Below are 17,018 nucleotides of genomic sequence, written 5' to 3'. Positions count from 1 at the left end.
ATGGCTTGGAGCGGTGAAGGCGCCGGCAGGATCATCCTTCCGCGGCCATCTCGTCGAGGATGTCCTCAGCGGTGCGGACGATGTGGTCCACCTTCTGCGCCGGTTTGGCTTTCGTGAAGTCGAGGATGAGGCGCCCGAGGGCGGCAACGTCCTTGGTACTCTGCGAGGCCCGCAGGGTCGTGACGGCCTTTTCGAGGGCCTCGACCGCGCGGGGATCGTCCGGGAGCTGGCCGGCGTCTTTCATTTTGGCGATGATCCGCTTTGCGTCCCGCTTCGCCTCTGCCTGTACCGTGGCCCACTGGGCGCAGGTCAGGCCGCGCGGCTTTCCGGGAATGTTGGTGTTCGGGTGGTTGCCCTTCCGGGCCGCTACGGGCTTTGCGGAGTATGCCTTCCGCTGCTCTGGCGTCATGTTGACCCAAGGTCCCCTCGGCGCCTTTGTGGGCGGCTTCGGGGGCGGAGCGATCGGGCAGCTAATCTGCTCGGTTACGAACGCGTCGATCGTCTTCGGCTTATTTTTGACCCCCAGTGGTCTCCCACGGGGGCGGCCAGTCGGCTTGGTGGGCATGGTGTAATCTCGTGGGAAACCCCGCCAGCGAATAGGTGCCGGCGGGGTTCGGTGGGTGGTTAGTGGTAGCCGGGGATGGCTGCGGGAGACACGGGGTCCGCCGCAGTGGGCATACCGGCTGCTTGGATGGCCGTAATCTGGCCAAGCTTGATGCCTGCCCGTTGAAGAGAGGCATTGAAGGCCCGGTCGGTATCGGCGCGGCGCTGGATTGCCGCCATGGCCTCGGTGACGTCCGCGGGGTTGGCGGCGGTGAGCACCTCGGCCACGCGCTCCTGGACCGCCTGCTTGAAGCGCCCAGCGCCGCGGCCACGGAACAGAAGGTCCATGGTGCCGTCGATCACGCGCCCGGTCAGGAACTTTGCCGCGACCTTCGCATCTCCGCCATAGATGGCGTCGTCATATGCCTGCCTCCCGTAGCTCTTGGAGTTGCCGAACGTCTCCGCGAAGGTTTTGAAGCCTTGGTCTTCCGCCTCCAGCCGATCATCCAGGCGGTTCAATGCGCCAGGGCGCCCCGACATGGCTTCGATCGCTTGTAGCTTAGCGACGTCGCCCGGAGCCGCGTAGCTGCCAGCACCGGAAAGGCCCAAGCCCTGTCTGACGCGCTGAGCCACATTAGCGTTCTCATGCTTCTGCCCGAATTGGACCGCACCATCCGCCAGAGCAGTGCGAGCGCCCGTCATCCACGCCTCTTGAGCATGCTGGGGCATGTCGCGCATCTGCCCCGCAATCTCGGGCCCGGTGAGCTTGGCCACATCTTGGCCGTTCGCTAGCGCATCCCGGAGGGCCATCTCGTCGGCATAGTTCGCCACCACGTCGCGGTAGGGCTCATTCTGCTCGCCAATGAGGCGCTGAAGGTCCCGGCGTCGGTTGTTGATGTGGACCGAGTTGGTCGTGTTCCTCGGGCGAAATCCTGAGGTATTCATAGCCGCCTCGGCGGAGTCACGCATGGCCCTGATGACCTGGTCGAAGCCTTCGACGGTGAGCGTGTTGGCGCCTTCGATCGAGCCATCCGAGTGCAGCCGGAAGCCCAGCTCTGTCGGGTTGCGCCGAGCGTTCTGGATGTTCTCGACGGCCCGCGGGAGGGCGTTTCGGAACGCCGGGGTTCGCATGATGCTCTCGATTTCAGGCGTGAGGACCATTGGCTGCGCATAGGCCTGTTGGTAGCCGGGGCGCGACGCCGCGGCGGCACGCTCGTTGATCTCATCCACGGCCTGGATCGGGTCCACAGCCGGGCCAAGCTCGTCCTGGACGTGCTGGCGGATGCGGGTCCCCTCCTGTGCCTGTCGGGCGCTCAGGGCCGCTCGGGCTCGGGTTGTCATCGGACCGCGACCTTGCAGGGCCCAGCTTGTGAGCCGGCGAAGGTCCTCGGTGGTGTCTGCGGGCATCGCGGGGGTCCCGAGAGCCTCCCGGCGGACCACTTCGGCCTCGACGCCCGCCGGGGTCGCTGCGGCGCCGGTCGCGCCCATGCCCTGTGCGATGTTGCCGTTGCGCATCTCGGTTCCGATAAGCCTTTCGGCCTGGGCGCGGGCTGCTCGGTTCGGCGGGGGCACGGGGAGACCGCGAGCGCGGCTTGCGACGTCGCCAATGGCCTCCACGGCGCGATCGGCGAAGGGCACCGTACGCAGCGCATAGGAACCCGCTGCGGCACCGCCGCGAAGAGCGGCCGGGGCAGCGGCGCCCACGGTCCCGCCGAACAGGAGGCCGTTACCTGCGTTCGCTAGTCGGCCCTCGCCGGTATCGTTGAGGAGCCCCGAGCCTCCGCCGTAAGCTGCGCCAGTGGCGAGCCCGTTGATGGCATGAGAGCCAAGGCCTGCGCCGCGGGCCACTCGAAGTTCGGGGGCGAGGAAGCTGGCGCCGAAGCCTGCCCAGCCGAGGCCATCCCCGAGGTCGGGGTGCTCCTCTGAGAAGCGCTTCGTCACCTTCTTCATGTCGGCCGCGTATTCGTCGAACGCCTTGCCGGGCTCCAGCGGCTTGCCGTGAACGGCCCAGTCCCAAGCATTGTCGATCGCGCCTCGGAGGCCGCGGATGGTGCTTGCGGCGCCGGGGAAGGCTCCGTCAGCGAACCGGCCGGCGGCGGCCCGAATATCCTCCCGAAGCGAGTTGTGCTCCTCGGGCTCTTCAGCCGCCGCTGGTGCGGCTTGGGGCTGCTCTGCCGCCGCGGCTGGCGCCTTCGGCTCGTCGGTATAGGACACCCGGTCACCGGCCTGCCCCCCCGCCACCGAACGCTGCTCGATGAAGTCGGCAGCGGTCTTAGGATCCAGGTTGAAGCCCTTCGAGGCCACATAGTCCACGAGCTGGTCCGCCGTGGCGTTAGGGTCCTTCGCGAGCTTGACGTACCCGGCTTCGTCCTCGGCGGACATGCGCTTGGGCGCGGCATCATGCTCAGCCTGAACGCGGGCCATGATGTCCTGCTCGGTCGCGCCGGCTGGAGCCTGGACCTCGTACTCGGTGCCATCGGGGGCCCGGACGGTGAAGGTGTCCTGCATTACTTCTTCCTGGTGATCGTCCAGCCAGCGGGTTGCGCAGCCGCGCTTGGCCTGCCCGGCGGTGGCTTAGGGAGGGTGCCGCCTAACTGCTTGGTGTATTGGTCGCGGCTGGTGTTGAGGAAGGTCCGCAGGCCGCGGATAGCTTCCTCGTTCGTCCCGTCGAAGTTCCAGCGGTTGGGGACGATCTGCGTTGCGAGCTTGGACTCGAAGTCCGACGTGGCGCCTTCACCAGGCGTGCGGGTGACGGGCCGGACGGCTGTCTTCAGCATCGCCGTGGCTGCGTCGTACTGCTGATTTTCCTGGCGGAACGGCAGGTACTCCTTGAGGCCGGCGAGGCCTCGTCCGCTCATTGCGGAGCGTTGAAGCTGCTCCACGCGATCCAGGATGGGCGACACGCGGCCAATGACCGCTAGCGCCTTGCGAGCGTCATCCCTCGACTTTGCAGTCTCAAGGGACTGCGAGGGGCTACCGTCCGCCGATGGGAGCGGCTTGGCCATCCCGCTCGCACGGTATTTCTCAAGCTCGGCCTTGTGCTCCGGCTTCAGCTTGCCTTGCGCCTCGCCCATTTCGAGAAGCGAGATGCGCTCCTTGAGCGGGTCTTTCTGAGACATGTTGGTGCCCTATTGCAGGAGGTAGGAGAGGTCGGAGTTGTGGGGCGAAGTCTTGGTCCTGCCTCCGCCTCCAGTCTTCGCTTTGCCGGCCGCGATGCCGATGCGCCGCTCGCCTTGCGCCGTCAGCGCGTGGCTTCGGTCTACGTAGGCAGTCGTCCGAACTGCGCGGTCTGCGGCGGCCCCTTCGCGAGCGGCCTTCAAGCTTGCGGCGTTGGTGTTCGCCGTTTCTCGCGCCTGCGCCTGCGCCACGGTCATGCCCATATGTGCCGTGTTGGCTACGTACTGGGGATCGTAGGTGGCCGGCATGTGCTCCGGGTCGATGCCGTAATAGTCGGGATGCTGGAGCATCGCGGCGTATACCGCTGGCCGGTTTGCCTCCGGCTCCTGGAGGAGAGCCGCCATGGCACGCCCGTTGATGTCCGCGGTGTCTTTAGCCTTGGTACGCTTAGCGGTCGCGTAGTCGGCGAACTGCTTCACCGGCTGGACGGTCCGCTCCCCGGTGACGGGATCAGTCGTTATCTCGAAGGCACCGTCCGGCCCGCCGTATTCGCGTTGAGGGCGGCGTGCGAGCCGTTCGGCCTTGAGCTGCTCTTCGAGGCCGAGGGCGTTCATTCCAGCGCGGCCGATGCCGTCCCCGAAGCTGTTGCCGGAGAGCAGGCCTGTTCCCAGGGCGATCAGCGTCTTGTGCCGATTTCCGGGGTCCCACAGGTTCGCGCCGGGGATCGGCGGGGCTTTCGGCAGCGGCCTCGGGTCATCTCCGGCCACGATCTGCGACACGGGCCCAGCACCATAAGGTGTCATAAAGGGGTTCATGGATGTCTTTCCTTACGCGAAGGGCTTCCAGCCCAGTCCGCCCGCCAGGCCCAGGCCGGTCGTGGCGATGCCCGCGAGGCCCGTGAGTAGGCCTTGGCTCTGCTTCGTGGTCTGCGTGCCGCTGGACGTGCCCGAGCTGCCCCACGCGTTCCCGCCGACGATCTTGTAGTAGCGATCGAGAAGGTCCGTGGCGCGGGTGTCGTTCCCCTGCCATTGAGCGTAAGCGGCGTCGTTCTTGCCCTGCCGGTCGGCCTGATCTGCCGCGCCAGCTTTGCTGATGGCGTCGTATGCGCCAGAAGCAAGCGAGTTGCCGGCGCCGATGGCGGAGATGCCCTGCCCGGCAAGCCCGGAGTAACCGCTGGCGGCCGTGGCCATGGCGGACAGTGTGTTCGCCCGGTCCTGTGCCGCAAGGCCGAGGCCTTGGCTGTACGCCTGCCCGCGTAGCGAAGCTGCGTTGTCGGCCATCCGGTCCGCGGCGCCCCGCTGCGCGATGCCCGCGGCGACGCCAGCTCGGCTGGAGTTGATGTTGCCGGAACCGGAGGCGGCCCGGTCGATGCCGGGTAGCGTCTCTTCGGAAAGTTGCCGGCTGACGTCGCGGTTCACCGCGTCGATTTGGCCGTCCAGATAGGGATTGGCTGCGTACTTGCTCGCCGCGGCGATGTTTGCGGCAGTGGCGTCGGTGGACGCGAGGTCCGAGTACCTCCCGAGGAGGTCCTGGGCCGTCTTAGCGTTCCCCACCAAGCCAGTGCCCATGCTGGTGAGAGCAGCGGCGGTGGGAAGAGTAGTTCCAGTGGCGTATCCGGTCTGAGCGGCAAGAGCCTGCTTTTGGGCATCGGACATGCCCGCGTACAGCTCGCCCTGATAGAAGGGAGTGCCGGACTGATTCGTGAAGTTTGCCTTCGCGGCATCGAATGCCGACGTCAGGTAGGGGAGCTGAAACTTGGACGGACCGGTGTCGGTCGTCTGGGATGATGTGGTCTTGGTAGAGCCGCCGAAGAGGTCGCCCATGGGGTCCTTAGGTCGTGTGGATTTCCATGCGGCGGTGGTGGCGATCAGTGTAAGACGCGGCCCAACGAAAGCCGAACATGGCGAGGAACTTGGAGTGCTTAGTGTCGCCCGGTTCGTGCAGGGCGTAGAGTGGCCCGCCGTGCAGCGACTTGAGGTTCTCAAAGTCGGTGGCGAGCTGGCGCTTGAGGCGCGGGGTCCACGGCGCATGAACGTCGCAGTGGAGGAAGGTGTGGAGCCGGGTCGCCTGCTCTAGGTACAGCGTGTACTCTGGGCGGCACACAACCGGGACCTTGAACTGGTGATCCGGCTCCGGGATGGTTGCACCCATGCGGGTCTCCCGGAGCTGGAAGTTGAAAATCCGGGGCTAGCCCCCGAGGGCTTCGAGACGAGCATCCAGGTCCGCGACGATCTGCTTGAGGTCAGCAAGGGCCGTCGCGAGGTTCTGGAACTCGCCGTCGAGAAATGGAGGGAGGCTGGAGCCTGCCGCCGGGCGCACGCGGCGCCGGTACGGGGTGAAGGCGGCGACACGTGAGCGCATCTTTGCGAGGACCTCGGGGAGGATCATCGCCGGCCCCTCACGACCGTTTGGACGTCGAAGCCGGAGAGCTTGAAGTCTCCGATGCCGCGCACGCCGAAGCGATAGGCGAGGTATTTGCCGGCCTCATTGACGTCGATGCGGGCTTCCGTCTTTGGATCGAAGCGCAGCTCGTCGCTCCACTGGGGCTCGACGTTCACAAGCTCGGACGCGCCTACTTGCCAGTAGCCATCGTCGGGGTAGTCGATGCTGAGCTGTGGCCAGAGGGTCTGGAGGTGGACGTACTGAGTCAGGTTCTTTCCCAGGCTGTCCAGGTCGATACCCGTCCGCTCGACGAAGGAAGGCTTGAGAACCTCCCGCTCGATTGGCAGCGCTAGAACGCCCCCTGCGATCAGGTCGTACCCGTAGAGCCTAGGAGCCGTGATGCCGGCTTTTAGGTCCGGGCGGCCGACGAAGAGCACGTGCTGGCTCTCATCGCCCTCGGTGGTGGCAAAGAGACCCTCGGCGGTGTCCCAGGTCAGCGTGTCGTCATCATCCCAGCTCGCGCCGGAGATGAGGGAGGACCGACAGGAACCAGTGACGTTGGGAAGGTCGTAGAAGGTCCACGTGCCGTTCGCATAGTTGTAGACGGCCGCTCGATTGCAGCCGGTGGTCGGGTTGTGGAAGCCCACTAGCCGGTCCGCAGACGGATAGCAGAAGCGGATTTCCGTCAGACGGGCATCATGCGACACGAAGCACAGGTGGGCCCTTGAGGTGTCCAGCGCCTCGAAGACGAACTCCTTGACCTTCGCGTCGGCGATCGAGCGTTGCTCGATGCCATCGTGAACGTAGAGGTCGTTCCGATCGAAGACGAAGTGCTGCCCGGCGACCTGGACCACGCAGTTCGCGTTGATGACCCCACGTTCATCGAAGAGCTTCGTGAAGGCGAAAATGAAGTCGCCCCCCACGTAGTCCATCTGCCACACGGAGTTGGTGCAGTAGACGATGAAGCTGTTGCGGAGGGCGAGGCCATCGACGATGCTGTGCTGCATCTCGTTGACGATGTTTTCGCCGGCCGAGTTGGTGGTGCTGGTCGGGTCCCACGAGCCGGGAGGCACCCCGAAGCCCGTGATGTCGGACCATTTGACCATCGTTGGGTAATAGGCCCCGTTCTTGGTCACCCCTAGGGCGATTAGCTGATCCTTGAAGGCACGAAGCACCTTGCAGCGGTCAGCGTCAGGCCAAGCCGGTATCTTCGAGTATCCAGGATCACCAGGTGCCTTGAAGAGCGGGACGTGGCTCTCCCGGTTGAGATAGCTGACGCCGCCGAGGAAGCAGCTCGTAATCGGCTGGGCCTCCGAGGACCCTACTTGCCCAGGGGGCGTGAGGTCATCGTAAGCAGAGCCGTTGAGGCGCTTTATCGTGGAGAAATCGGCCGAGACCATCACGATCTCGTCGTACCCTCCGGATGCGGGAGGTATCGAAAGGGCGTGCCCTGGCTCGAAGTCGAGAAGGGCAACGGTGCGGGGCGCGGGACCACGCGAGACGCGGCCATTGCTGAAGCGCACGTTCACACCCGCCGTGAAGACCGAAGGGTCCTCGATGTCGGCAGGGTTCATATCGGTCACCACGCCCCCGGCGCCTAATCGGCGCACGGGGAACGTAGGCATTATGCTTCCTAGATGGAGCGGTGATTTAAGCGTTCGCGAACTGTCCCAAGGACGGACGCAGAACCCCTTTCCAAGTCACATCCTGCCCGGTAATGCTTTCAGTAGAGGGCATTGGGGGATGCAGTTGAGACAGAGGCAAGTTTCCCGTTCGCAGCGTGCGAACGGCTGTAAGTGGCATTCAATTTTCGACCGACTATCGCTTGCATTGCTTCTTGCCCTGCTCGCGGGATCTATCGAGATTGCGAACGCTCTTGAGGGGGGTTGCCGAGTGGGGGATGCCGATTTCTCCACAGCCCGCCCCGCCTCGCCAAGCTAAGCTGTGCCGGTCCTAGCTCGTGACGCGGGCGAGGCCGACTCGGCTAAGCTGAACGACTGCCAGCGCCGGCTGATCAAACCCAGACGAGTTGGTAACGCTTACGCTGACCTGGATTACCGAGCCCGGCGTCGTGATGAAGCCTGGGCCGCCATTAGCGGTGTCCATGTTAGGATCAGCTAGGTCAATCATCTGCCCCACGAGGGGAGCAGTAGCCCCGCCAGCGTCGTAGCCGTATGCGCTGAGCAGATAGCCAAGCAAGTCACCGGTGTTGCCGCCCTGCGGGATGTTGTAGAGCGCGGACTGCTGCGACTTGGCGTCCGGGGTGGCGCCGGTTCGGACATAGCCAGTCAGTTCCGCGCCAGCAAACAGCTTGCTGCCAGCGAGGGGAACCACACGCCCAACAGGGCGCAGCTTGTCGGTGAGGCTAAGCTCAGAGCCGCTGCCGGCGATGGTGTTCTGATACAGGCTGACGCTATAGCCGGTCGTCGTAACCATCTGCGTACCGGACGGCTTAGCTGTGCCGGAGCTGACTTGGTACGTCGCACCAGCCGTGTTAGCCGTTCCGCTCAGAAGCGCCTGAATGAAGTACGAGTTGGAGCCAGCGTAGAGCGTTGCGCCGATGGCGATCGAACCGGCACCTTGGCTGGTGTCCATCGACTCGATCGTCAGCGTAGTGCCGGAGATAGAGCCGGTGAACTTCGCCGAGCGCATGGTCCCCGCCAGCGTGATCGTCGTCATCGGATAGCCGTCCGGGTCGGTTCCGGTCTTGTCGACCGAGACCGTAATGTCGGCGCCAAGCACCGCGTTGCTGCCCGAGAGCGTCCAGCCCTGAGGGATTGAGCTAGCCGGCGGCGGCGCGGCGAAACCGGCGGCGATAACGCTGCCGTTGCTGCCCGGCGTGAGCAGAGGATTCGTGTGGACGAAGCCGCTATGCACCCCGATGGTGTCTGCCGCGATGGTCGCCCCATTGCTCACTGGTAGGGAAACGCGCGACGGCAAGCCGGTGTAGGCGCTACCGAAAGCCGAGCTGAAACGCTGGTGGACAGCGCGTGCAACCTGCTGCGAGCCCCATGCCGTGAAGTGTCGATCGTCCCGATAGAAACCCTGCTTGTTCAGATAGGTCGTCGGACCGGATGCGGGATCGGCAATGAGAGCGTTCGTGTCCACAACGATGACGTTAGGCGTCGCGTTTGCATGGCCCGAGGCGTAGTCGAACGTCTTCTGCCAGGCCGCGAAGTCCATCACAGATTTGCTGGAGCCGCCTACCACCGCTCCCGCTTGGTTCACACCAAAGGGCGGCTCATTCAGGATGACGATGAGCTTCTGCGGAGCATTGGCCCGAAGATACGTGATGTAACTCTGGAAGCGCGTACGTGCCCCGGTGTCGAGGTCGTTGTCCGCGCCGCCATGCATGATCATCACGATTCCAGCGGGATGCGCGGCCGCGTAGTCGATGCCCTTATTCGTGGAGTCGCTGCCACGATACCAAGTCGGTGGGCTGCTCTGCGTCGCGGCGGCCGAGGGGCTGGCCGAAGTATACGTCGCCGGTCGCCGAGGGATCATCGAGCCGTTGAAGGTGTTCGACGCGGAGATGCCGAAGTTCGGGTAGCGACCGAGCCGCAGGCGATTGTTCGACTCCTGAGGGACGAGCGAGGCCCAGGAGAGCATGGACTGCGTTGCCTTGTAGCCACTGCTGCCAAGACCGGCACCTAGGCCGTTCTCGACGCGGCTGTCGCCAAATCCGATGTAGTCCCAGTTATTCGGAGCCGTCAGGGACGCAGAAGATGCCGAGTTGATGGTGAGCGCGAAGGTTGCGCTGTTCGCTCCGCTAGCAGCTACCTCCAGCGAGGCGCTGCCTGCGCTGATCGCAGCATTGCCCAGCATGCCAACCCAGCCGGTCGAAGCGCTTCCGCCTACCACAAAGCGCCCGTCGTTCGGGGTGATGGTCGGCGTGACACCTGAGGGAACCCCCGTGATCGTGAAGAGCTGGTATCCGGGGGCGGCATTGGCCGGGATCGACCCACTCGTGGGTGACAGGCTCAAGGTCGGCGTGGGGGTCGGGCTTGGACTGGGCGTAGGTGTCTGCGAGCCGCCACTTTGGCGCGGCATGCCCGCAGTAAGGGCGATCAGCGAAACGCCCATGCTGAAGGACCGCATTAGTTGTAGAGCGCCAGCATGTCCGCTGCGGTCGTACCCGTGGCGAAGATCAGCTTCGGGCAGTACGGAAGGATCGAGCCAGCCTGCACGTTCTTCCAGACTTCCGGAGTGTCGTCGGAGGGACCCTGCATCTTGATGGCACCGCCCGTGCCCACGTAGATTGCCTTCGGGATCGGGTCGATCGCGACGGTATCGCTGGGGACGATCGGGGTTGCCTTGGTGGCCGGAGTCGTGCGGGCCAGCGTGGACGAAATGGACATGGGTGGTCGGTCTTCTAGATTTTGATGATGAAGTTGACGGCCAGCGAAGGCTGGGTGACGTCGATGGTCGCCGAGTGGCTGTGGGAACCGGCCGCATCCACAGTTACGCCGTGGGTATGAGCGCCCGCCTCAGCGGCAGTTGCGGTGTGGGAGTGCGGCTTTCCGCCACCCACAGTCTCGGTGAGGCCCTGGTTGCTGTTGGACCCGGAATCGTTGCGGATGTTGCCGCCCGAGGGCCCCGACTTGGTGCCGTACAGGAAGATATTGCCGACGTTGTCGTCAGCCACGCCGTTCCCGTGGTTGTGCGCCGGCATCTGGTCCACGGAGAGCGCAGTGCCCTCAACGTTGACCTGGTGGCCGTGAGCGCCACCCGATGACGTGCTGCCCGAATGGGTATGCGAGCCGGCCGCGTCGGTCGTTATGGTCCGGCTGGCCTGCCCGAAGGTCGAGAGGAGCGCGTGGTCCGCAGAGGCGCCAAAGGGGACACGGTTGCGGAAGTCCGGCGTGGTGAAGTTGCCGGAGCCGTCCGACTTAGGGACCGTCTGGCCGTCGCAGAGCGCCCACCCTTCCGGTGCCGCGACACCGTAGTGCATCGCGATCGTGCCGAACGGGACGAGAGATGCCTTGAGGGCGTTGAGGAACGTGTGGGTGACCGAGGCGTCCAGAGGGCCCGTTAGTCCCGGAAAAGTTGCCTTGAGCGTCGCCTTGATGAGGCGGAGGTGGTCGTCGCCTTCCTTGAGCCGGTCGGAGCCGGACGGATAGGACGGATTGAGCTGATGGATGAACTGGGCGGTCTCGACGGACATTAGGTAACCTTCGGCGAACCGAAGGTGTCGGACGCCAATTCATGGGTGATTATTTGGGGGAGAGTTTGGCCCGCATCAGTGGCGAGCATCAGGAGAGTCTCAGAGTGGCCTTTAGGGGACCCTGAGGGACCTTGAGTGACTCTAAGGGTCTCTCTAAGATTCTAACTATCAGACTAACTCTAAGGGACCTTAGGGGGCCTTAAGGGGCTTGAAGGGGGCCCAGAGTGGCGGAATGGATCGTCGCCAATTGCAGACAGTTGTGCTTATATCCGTACTAATGCCAAACGACTGATTTCACTAGGTTTTCCAAGGGAGCCCAATGCGTCAAAGGGGACCCACAGTAACCTTTACCCCCAAGAAGGTAACGGACCAACCGGCAAGCAGCGGAAGGCGTCTTCGGGTCCCTCCAAGGGGCCAAAAGGGACCCGCCGCTCCCCAGAAATAATCGGGTGATCGTTCCGGTCCCGCAGCGATCGGTAAGAGGCGGCAAGAAATCCGGGGTAACTCCCGGAAAACTCAGGGGAACCGCCGCGTCATCAAGGGTCGGACTGGCGCTGTGGCCATCGCAGCGAAACCGCCAGTTGCGAACCGCATCCGATCGCGTCCGGCCGGTTCCATCGGGGGCGGCGGAAGGGACCCGAAGTGGCCGATTGCCCCACCATGCCGTCCCCCACCCTGCCCCAATGCCTAGGGAAACTGCGGTTTCCTACTGGATGTAGAAGCCAGCGTGGGCGTTGGGTGCGTGGGGAACGCGGGAGGATTGGCCGTTCGGAAGCGGCGGGCTGGCATCGGGGACATTAGGGCCGATCCGGGAGTATGGGGATCGACGCCAAGTAGCTCCATAGCTCATTTGCTGGCGGGACACCGGATCTCAACAACATCTTCTGCCGGTGGCCTTTCCAGCCCACACCCACCTTTGAGTTCGATCGAGGATAACGTATGCTCAGAGAAGTCTTGAAGCGGTAGGGGATGTGGAGTTGCCGAACAATCACGTCAGAGTTTTCGCGGAGGTGCTCGCCATCGACGCTTGGCACAAACCCCTTCGTGCCGGCGGCAGTTCATCCGTTCATGTGGATCTTAGTTTTCGTGAAGGAAGGTTAGGCGGGGACAACGATGATTTTCCTTTTACCTTTAGAATAAAATTGAAGAAGGCGTTACTGACAATCAAGGTCGAATCCCCCCTCAAGATCGAACGCAAATCGGTCGCCAGAGGCATCCCATCTGATGAGGCCGAGTACAGTCGGATAAGAGCTGTTCGCGAAGAGGCCAAAGCAAATGCAAGCTTAAAAGGACGATTAAGCCCCGCCGCAATTCATCTAACCGCATCCGGTGAATTATCCTCCGGGCACGAAGTACGTCAAGAGGACCAGGTCCGTGTCGTGCAGCATATACCTCGAATAATTGCCAGTCCAATCCCCGGTGGACAGCAAGAATATGGCTGGGAATTATCGCCGGGATATGACGAGGAACTTAGCGGATCGCCGTGGGAACCAGTTGAACATCCGCGCCTTTCTGTGCGAAGTCCTGAATCATCGTCCGCTATAGATCCCATAATCAAGGTTATAGTCACCTGCCGCCTCGAAGATATCGAGATCACAGATCTCACGCCAAAACAGTCTGGCTTCACTGCCTCGGTACGAGAAGCAATTTTTAACGAAATTAATATGGCTGCAGCGATACAGCAAATAAAGCTAACGCTACGTGAAGCCAATCTTGAAGTTGGGAAGCTAGACGATCGTTTTGCCGACATTATCTTGGCAGATGCCCTTTCGGTGGAAGAATGAAGACCCTTAGAGAAAATCTTCGTTTAGCGGATAACATGCTGCGCTCTGAGGAGCGCGATCTACTTACGCTCGCCCGGATGTCACAAAGGGATGCGTTTACCTTTTATCGTGGCGCGGATCTGACTGGATTGGATCTAAGTGGTCAGAACTTGAAAGGCATGAACTTCGACAAGGCAGATTTGCGCTTCTCGAATTTGGACGCAGCCCAATACGATCCGGGAGCTTTCAATGGCAGCGTACTCGACAAAACTCAGAAATGGCTCAAGGATGATTTTGAGTTCTACGACGACGACCTTGATAAGCACAATAATTTAGAAATATTGATTTTCATCAAGTTTAGGCCGGGGTTGGTCGACGGTATTCTAGATTGGCTGGGAGTAACCAACGCCAGCTTCGCTAAATCAGCCGATGTCAGCAAGAATGCCTTACGGAAAGCTAGGGTCGGCGATGTTGTTGCCGTTGATACCGCCAAGAGTATAGTTGATACGGCGCGGTTCGCAATAAAGCACACCGATATTGATGACCCAGAGGAGATTCTTGAGCGATTAAGACAGCCCTACCTCCAATTTCTGGGAGGAGGAAGCAACGCTCCTTTCTTCAGCATCCCTCGACTTCAATATGAAGAACTTGTGCGGCTCAGAGGCCAGCTAGTTGAAGCGTGGGGTGATCGCGAAGGAGGTGGCGGACGGTGGCGAGACACACCCAAATCGCTCGAATGGCATATGCGGCCTGAATACTGATTCACCCCGAGAGAACGTCGACCTGCGCACCGTCTCAATCGAGTATACCCTTGAGAGATGCAGGCGTGAGACGATTATTGCGTCTCAATAGGGTTGACTGCGAATTTTGAGGCATGTACCAGGGTTGGGTTTAGAGCCTATTGGGACTGAATGGATCATGTCAGCACTCGTTGGATACGCCCGCGTCAGTACCGATGATCAGGACTGCGCTCTGCAAGAGGAGGCGCTGAGGGCGGCAGGCTGCACGATCATACGGAGCGAGAAGCGCAGCGGCACGACGAGCGAGGGTAGGCAGGAGCTGGAAACCATCCTGTCGTTCCTCCGCTCAGGTGACACACTCATGGTCACGCGGGTTGACCGTCTGGCCCGGTCCGTCGCGGACCTGGAGCGCATAGTAGCGAGCGTACAGGATCGCGGCGCGTTCCTTCGAGCCACTGAGCAGCCCATCGATACCTCGTCGCCAGCCGGCGTCGCATTCCTCCAGATGCTGGGGGTCTTCGCTCAATTCGAGACCGCCATTCGCCGCGAGCGTCAGATGGAGGGGATTGCGAAGGCCAAGGACCGTGGCGTCTACAAGGGCCGTAAGCCGTCTGTGAACGTCTTGAAGGTCCGGGAGCTGCGAAAGGCCGGCATGGGCCCTGCGGCCATCGCAAAGCAACTCGGGATCGGTCGCGCGAGTGTCTATCGTGCACTTGGAGGCGCGGGGGAATGAGCAAGCGAGACGGATTCTCGCCGGCTGAATGGAAAGCCGCCGGTGAGATCCATTTGCGCAGCGCCGCTGTGTCACCGGAAGCCGTGGCGTTTGCCACAATGGCCCTCGGGGCCGCTGCAAAGGCCACTGGCGCAAGCACCAAACAGAGCCGGCCAAGCAATGGTTTGAAGACGCGGAGGGCCGTGGAGGCGCTCCTAGCGGACCTGTTGCGCCTCTACGTCGAGGGACAGGCCGGCTCCCACGGAACGCGGCCTGCTGACCTCCCCGCGAAGCTGCTCGGGTTCGGACGGCCGGCCTTTATGGAGGTGGTCGAGGGCCTAGAGGCGGCCGGGTGGCTGAGTTACGGAAAAGGGCGCAGGGCCAGCCCGAAGACCATGACGGACGGGTCTGTGGGTATGCTGTCCGGCGGCTGGCGGTCGCGTTTTCGACTTTCACCGGAGGCGCTGTCCATAGCCGCCTCGGCAGGGGTGCTTAGCGGCAAGCATCGAGACCACTGGGGCCGATCGGAGACAGTGGACACCCTTCCTGACCTCAGGGACTTGAGAGTACCCTTGATCGAGCTGCGAGCGGCCAAAGAGCCACGAGCCGGCAAGGCGGCGCCTGGCGCAATCATGGCCGTTGATTTCCGAGACTCAAAAGTTGCTGAGATGCTCGGGGACCTTGAGGCTCACAACGCTTTCCTGGCGGAGGCAGGCGTAGCCGGTGCGGACTTCGTAGGGCTTCGGCGCATTTTCAACAAAGGCGACATACCGGGCTTCCGCTGGCAGTGGGGCGGCCGGTTCTATTCGATTACCTTCCCCGGCATGGAGCGCGCCTATGAGCAGCGGAGCGGCGAGGAGCGGCGCAGGGTGCTGCGCTTGGGTGGCGAAGCGGTCGGCGAAGTCGACATCAACGCTTCCCAGCTCCGGCTTTTCTACGCCTTGAGCGGCCTGGAGCTGCCTCAGGGGCTGGAAGCGGACCCTTACGCTCTACCGGGGCTGGACCGCGCCGGGGTGAAGCTTTGGATCGCCCAGGCCCTTGGCAAGGAGACAGTGGGCGGGACACGGTGGCCACCTCAGGCGCGGCGGGAATACGCAAGGAAAACTAAGGGTAGAGAGTTGGCGGCTGATCATGACTTCGCGGCCCTCCGGAACGGCATCCTCAGCGCCCATCCGCATTTACAGACGCTGGGCACCCCCGAGGCATTCCCGGTCCTGGAGCTGCAATATCATGAGAGCGAAGTGCTGAGGCACGCTATGGGCGCCCTGCGAGCCGGAGGCATTCCCAGCCTCCCTGTCCATGACAGCTTGATCGTGCCCACTGGCAACCATGGTGAGGCTAGAGCTGCCATTGAGAACGGCTTCGCCGCAGTCGTTGGAGGGGTGATTGAAAACGCACCAATCACAGTGCCCCGAGTTACCTTGAAGGCTGCCTAACGCCTTTAGCGAGCGGAGAGGCACCTAGAGAGCGTACTGGTACGAAATCTCTTGAGCATTGGACCCGCCTGGACGCGGCGGGCGCCGGGCGATAAGTTTGAGCCGCTCCTGATAAGTTTGAGCCGCTCCAGGTGAACTGCGGGCCCTCGTTCCGCGGGGCAGAGGATGCGCCCAAACGCTCTCTCGGCACTTGGAGCACCGCCCCGCATCCACACCCCGCTGAGGCACTCACCGCTGCCATAGAGGCGCTGGTGGATGCTGCGGGCGCCTATGCCGCCTCGGATGGCATTGATACGCGGGCCTTCACGGCCGGCAACTATCGCGTCCGCTTCCAGGGCGAGCAGCTCCTCCGCGTCGAACGCGCCTGAGGATACCCCACGGGGCCAATCGAACACCACGGTTGGCCCCGTATTTATTGTCGGCCGCTAAGCGTTCAGGATCGTCTGAATATTATCTAGGGAGAGAGGTCCGAAGCCCCCTTGCACGTGATCATAGGCGTCAGCCATGCGCAAATACGCGGGCACCATAGGCATGTGACTGTTCATGTTACGGCCCCTCAGCTCATCGAAGCGGCCAAGCTCCTCCACCATGAAACGTGCCACCCCGTAGTGAGCCTCCTGGTTGCCATCGAACCCGACGAACACCGTACGATCGGCCTCAGGAATTTGCGCCAAATCCTCAGGTGAGAGCTCTCTTATGGAATGCTCCACTACTCGCGACATGGTTAAAATACGGCCAACCTCATCGACGATCTCTTCGTCTGGGCTTTCGTCATGGAATAGACCGGGATATTTCCATTTGAGCGCCCACGTGTGACCGCCGGTAAGTGCGTTGATGACAAAGTCGGCGTTGATTTCACCGTCGGCTCCAACCGCCTTCAAGACATCGGCGAGCATAATCGCCAACAATTTCTCTCCATCCGTCAACTTCATTCAAGTGCTCCCTGTTAACCGGCGGTAACATGGACATTGCAGGCTTATAGTCAATTCGGAATAGATATGAAAAGTGCTCACGACGACAGCGGCCTTCGTGGGTCACCAGCCCTACCCTGAGTGCGGCTCACGCGACAACGCGGCCCGCTACGCCTCCGGGCGCCTCTACTGCCATGCTTGTCAAAAAGACGATCGAGCGGCCTGACGATGACGAGCAGGGGCGGGCCCG

The 17,018-nt window shown here is 62.6% G+C and carries 16 protein-coding genes; 4 read left to right on the top strand and 12 right to left on the bottom strand.

Features of this window, described 5'->3' with window-relative positions:
* Nucleotides 1-31: 31 nt before the first annotated feature.
* The 11 genes from ABIC65_RS16620 to ABIC65_RS16570 form a co-directional block, all read right to left on the bottom strand.
* On the bottom strand, nucleotides 32-409 hold the full coding sequence (locus ABIC65_RS16620; protein WP_354310213.1) for a hypothetical protein: 378 nt from the start codon (nucleotides 407-409) through the stop codon (nucleotides 32-34).
* A gap of 215 nt (nucleotides 410-624) precedes the next feature.
* Entirely contained in the window at nucleotides 625-3,051 is a 2,427-nt protein-coding gene (locus ABIC65_RS16615; RefSeq protein WP_354310212.1) for a hypothetical protein, read from the bottom strand.
* Nucleotides 3,051-3,662 carry a hypothetical protein gene (locus tag ABIC65_RS16610; protein WP_354310211.1) on the bottom strand — a complete coding sequence of 204 codons (612 nt, stop codon included), beginning with the start codon at nucleotides 3,660-3,662 and terminating at the stop codon, nucleotides 3,051-3,053. The genes ABIC65_RS16615 and ABIC65_RS16610 overlap by 1 nt, the downstream gene beginning before the upstream one ends.
* Before the next feature lie 9 nt (nucleotides 3,663-3,671).
* Entirely contained in the window at nucleotides 3,672-4,439 is a 768-nt protein-coding gene (locus ABIC65_RS16605) for a hypothetical protein (RefSeq protein WP_354310210.1), read from the bottom strand.
* 48 nt (nucleotides 4,440-4,487) lie between these two features.
* The gene (locus tag ABIC65_RS16600; RefSeq protein ID WP_354310209.1) at nucleotides 4,488-5,483 is read right to left on the bottom strand and encodes a hypothetical protein; all 996 of its coding nucleotides are present in this window, start codon (nucleotides 5,481-5,483) and stop codon (nucleotides 4,488-4,490) included.
* A gap of 7 nt (nucleotides 5,484-5,490) precedes the next feature.
* The gene (locus tag ABIC65_RS16595) at nucleotides 5,491-5,811 is read right to left on the bottom strand and encodes a hypothetical protein (RefSeq protein ID WP_354310208.1); all 321 of its coding nucleotides are present in this window, start codon (nucleotides 5,809-5,811) and stop codon (nucleotides 5,491-5,493) included.
* Nucleotides 5,812-5,847: 36 nt separating this feature from the next.
* Nucleotides 5,848-6,048 (bottom strand): hypothetical protein, encoded by a 201-nt coding sequence (locus ABIC65_RS16590; protein WP_354310207.1) that lies wholly within the window; start codon nucleotides 6,046-6,048, stop codon nucleotides 5,848-5,850.
* Nucleotides 6,045-7,628, bottom strand: a complete 1,584-nt coding sequence (locus ABIC65_RS16585) for a hypothetical protein (RefSeq protein WP_354310206.1) — start codon at nucleotides 7,626-7,628, stop codon at nucleotides 6,045-6,047. Before ABIC65_RS16585 ends, ABIC65_RS16590 begins: the two co-directional genes overlap by 4 nt.
* A 367-nt stretch (nucleotides 7,629-7,995) precedes the next feature.
* Nucleotides 7,996-10,125, bottom strand: coding sequence for an SGNH/GDSL hydrolase family protein (locus ABIC65_RS16580; RefSeq protein WP_354310205.1), 2,130 nt, complete (start codon nucleotides 10,123-10,125; stop codon nucleotides 7,996-7,998).
* Nucleotides 10,126-10,139: 14 nt separating this feature from the next.
* Complete coding sequence (locus ABIC65_RS16575; RefSeq protein ID WP_354310204.1) at nucleotides 10,140-10,400, bottom strand: spike base protein, RCAP_Rcc01079 family; 261 nt, start codon at nucleotides 10,398-10,400, stop codon at nucleotides 10,140-10,142.
* 14 nt (nucleotides 10,401-10,414) lie between these two features.
* Nucleotides 10,415-11,206: a phage tail protein gene (locus ABIC65_RS16570; RefSeq protein ID WP_354310203.1), complete on the bottom strand. Its 792-nt coding sequence runs from the start codon at nucleotides 11,204-11,206 to the stop codon at nucleotides 10,415-10,417.
* A gap of 1,010 nt (nucleotides 11,207-12,216) precedes the next feature.
* Between ABIC65_RS16570 and ABIC65_RS16565 the strand changes: the two genes are divergently transcribed.
* The 4 genes from ABIC65_RS16565 to ABIC65_RS16550 all read left to right on the top strand — a co-directional run bounded on the left by ABIC65_RS16565 (nucleotide 12,217) and on the right by ABIC65_RS16550 (nucleotide 15,857).
* On the top strand, nucleotides 12,217-12,990 hold the full coding sequence (locus ABIC65_RS16565; protein WP_354310202.1) for a hypothetical protein: 774 nt from the start codon (nucleotides 12,217-12,219) through the stop codon (nucleotides 12,988-12,990).
* Nucleotides 12,987-13,730, top strand: a complete 744-nt coding sequence (locus tag ABIC65_RS16560; RefSeq protein WP_354310201.1) for a pentapeptide repeat-containing protein — start codon at nucleotides 12,987-12,989, stop codon at nucleotides 13,728-13,730. Before ABIC65_RS16565 ends, ABIC65_RS16560 begins: the two co-directional genes overlap by 4 nt.
* Nucleotides 13,731-13,887: 157 nt before the next feature.
* Nucleotides 13,888-14,442, top strand: coding sequence for a recombinase family protein (locus ABIC65_RS16555; protein WP_354310200.1), 555 nt, complete (start codon nucleotides 13,888-13,890; stop codon nucleotides 14,440-14,442).
* Nucleotides 14,439-15,857 carry a hypothetical protein gene (locus tag ABIC65_RS16550; RefSeq protein WP_354310199.1) on the top strand — a complete coding sequence of 473 codons (1,419 nt, stop codon included), beginning with the start codon at nucleotides 14,439-14,441 and terminating at the stop codon, nucleotides 15,855-15,857. The genes ABIC65_RS16555 and ABIC65_RS16550 overlap by 4 nt, the downstream gene beginning before the upstream one ends.
* A gap of 425 nt (nucleotides 15,858-16,282) precedes the next feature.
* On the opposite strand, the gene ABIC65_RS16545 is transcribed toward ABIC65_RS16550, so the two are convergent.
* Nucleotides 16,283-16,789, bottom strand: a complete 507-nt coding sequence (locus tag ABIC65_RS16545; RefSeq protein ID WP_354310198.1) for a YfbU family protein — start codon at nucleotides 16,787-16,789, stop codon at nucleotides 16,283-16,285.
* Nucleotides 16,790-17,018: the final 229 nt, after the last annotated feature.

Origin of the sequence: Sphingomonas trueperi (genome assembly GCF_040545665.1) — a bacterium.
GTDB classification, from domain to species: Bacteria; Pseudomonadota; Alphaproteobacteria; order Sphingomonadales; family Sphingomonadaceae; genus Sphingomonas; species Sphingomonas trueperi_B.
This window is presented reverse-complemented; position numbering and strand designations above follow the sequence as displayed.

Coding starts and splice junctions, on each gene's coding strand:
- ABIC65_RS16570 (WP_354310203.1), bottom strand. CDS start 11,206: ATGTCCGTCGAGACCGCCCAGTTCATCCATCAGCTCAATCCGTCCTAT.
- ABIC65_RS16590 (WP_354310207.1), bottom strand. CDS start 6,048: ATGATCCTCCCCGAGGTCCTCGCAAAGATGCGCTCACGTGTCGCCGCC.
- ABIC65_RS16620 (WP_354310213.1), bottom strand. CDS start 409: ATGACGCCAGAGCAGCGGAAGGCATACTCCGCAAAGCCCGTAGCGGCC.
- ABIC65_RS16545 (WP_354310198.1), bottom strand. CDS start 16,789: ATGAAGTTGACGGATGGAGAGAAATTGTTGGCGATTATGCTCGCCGAT.
- ABIC65_RS16555 (WP_354310200.1), top strand. CDS start 13,888: ATGTCAGCACTCGTTGGATACGCCCGCGTCAGTACCGATGATCAGGAC.
- ABIC65_RS16615 (WP_354310212.1), bottom strand. CDS start 3,051: ATGCAGGACACCTTCACCGTCCGGGCCCCCGATGGCACCGAGTACGAG.
- ABIC65_RS16595 (WP_354310208.1), bottom strand. CDS start 5,811: ATGGGTGCAACCATCCCGGAGCCGGATCACCAGTTCAAGGTCCCGGTT.
- ABIC65_RS16560 (WP_354310201.1), top strand. CDS start 12,987: ATGAAGACCCTTAGAGAAAATCTTCGTTTAGCGGATAACATGCTGCGC.
- ABIC65_RS16580 (WP_354310205.1), bottom strand. CDS start 10,125: ATGGGCGTTTCGCTGATCGCCCTTACTGCGGGCATGCCGCGCCAAAGT.
- ABIC65_RS16575 (WP_354310204.1), bottom strand. CDS start 10,400: ATGTCCATTTCGTCCACGCTGGCCCGCACGACTCCGGCCACCAAGGCA.
- ABIC65_RS16610 (WP_354310211.1), bottom strand. CDS start 3,662: ATGTCTCAGAAAGACCCGCTCAAGGAGCGCATCTCGCTTCTCGAAATG.
- ABIC65_RS16550 (WP_354310199.1), top strand. CDS start 14,439: ATGAGCAAGCGAGACGGATTCTCGCCGGCTGAATGGAAAGCCGCCGGT.
- ABIC65_RS16600 (WP_354310209.1), bottom strand. CDS start 5,483: ATGGGCGACCTCTTCGGCGGCTCTACCAAGACCACATCATCCCAGACG.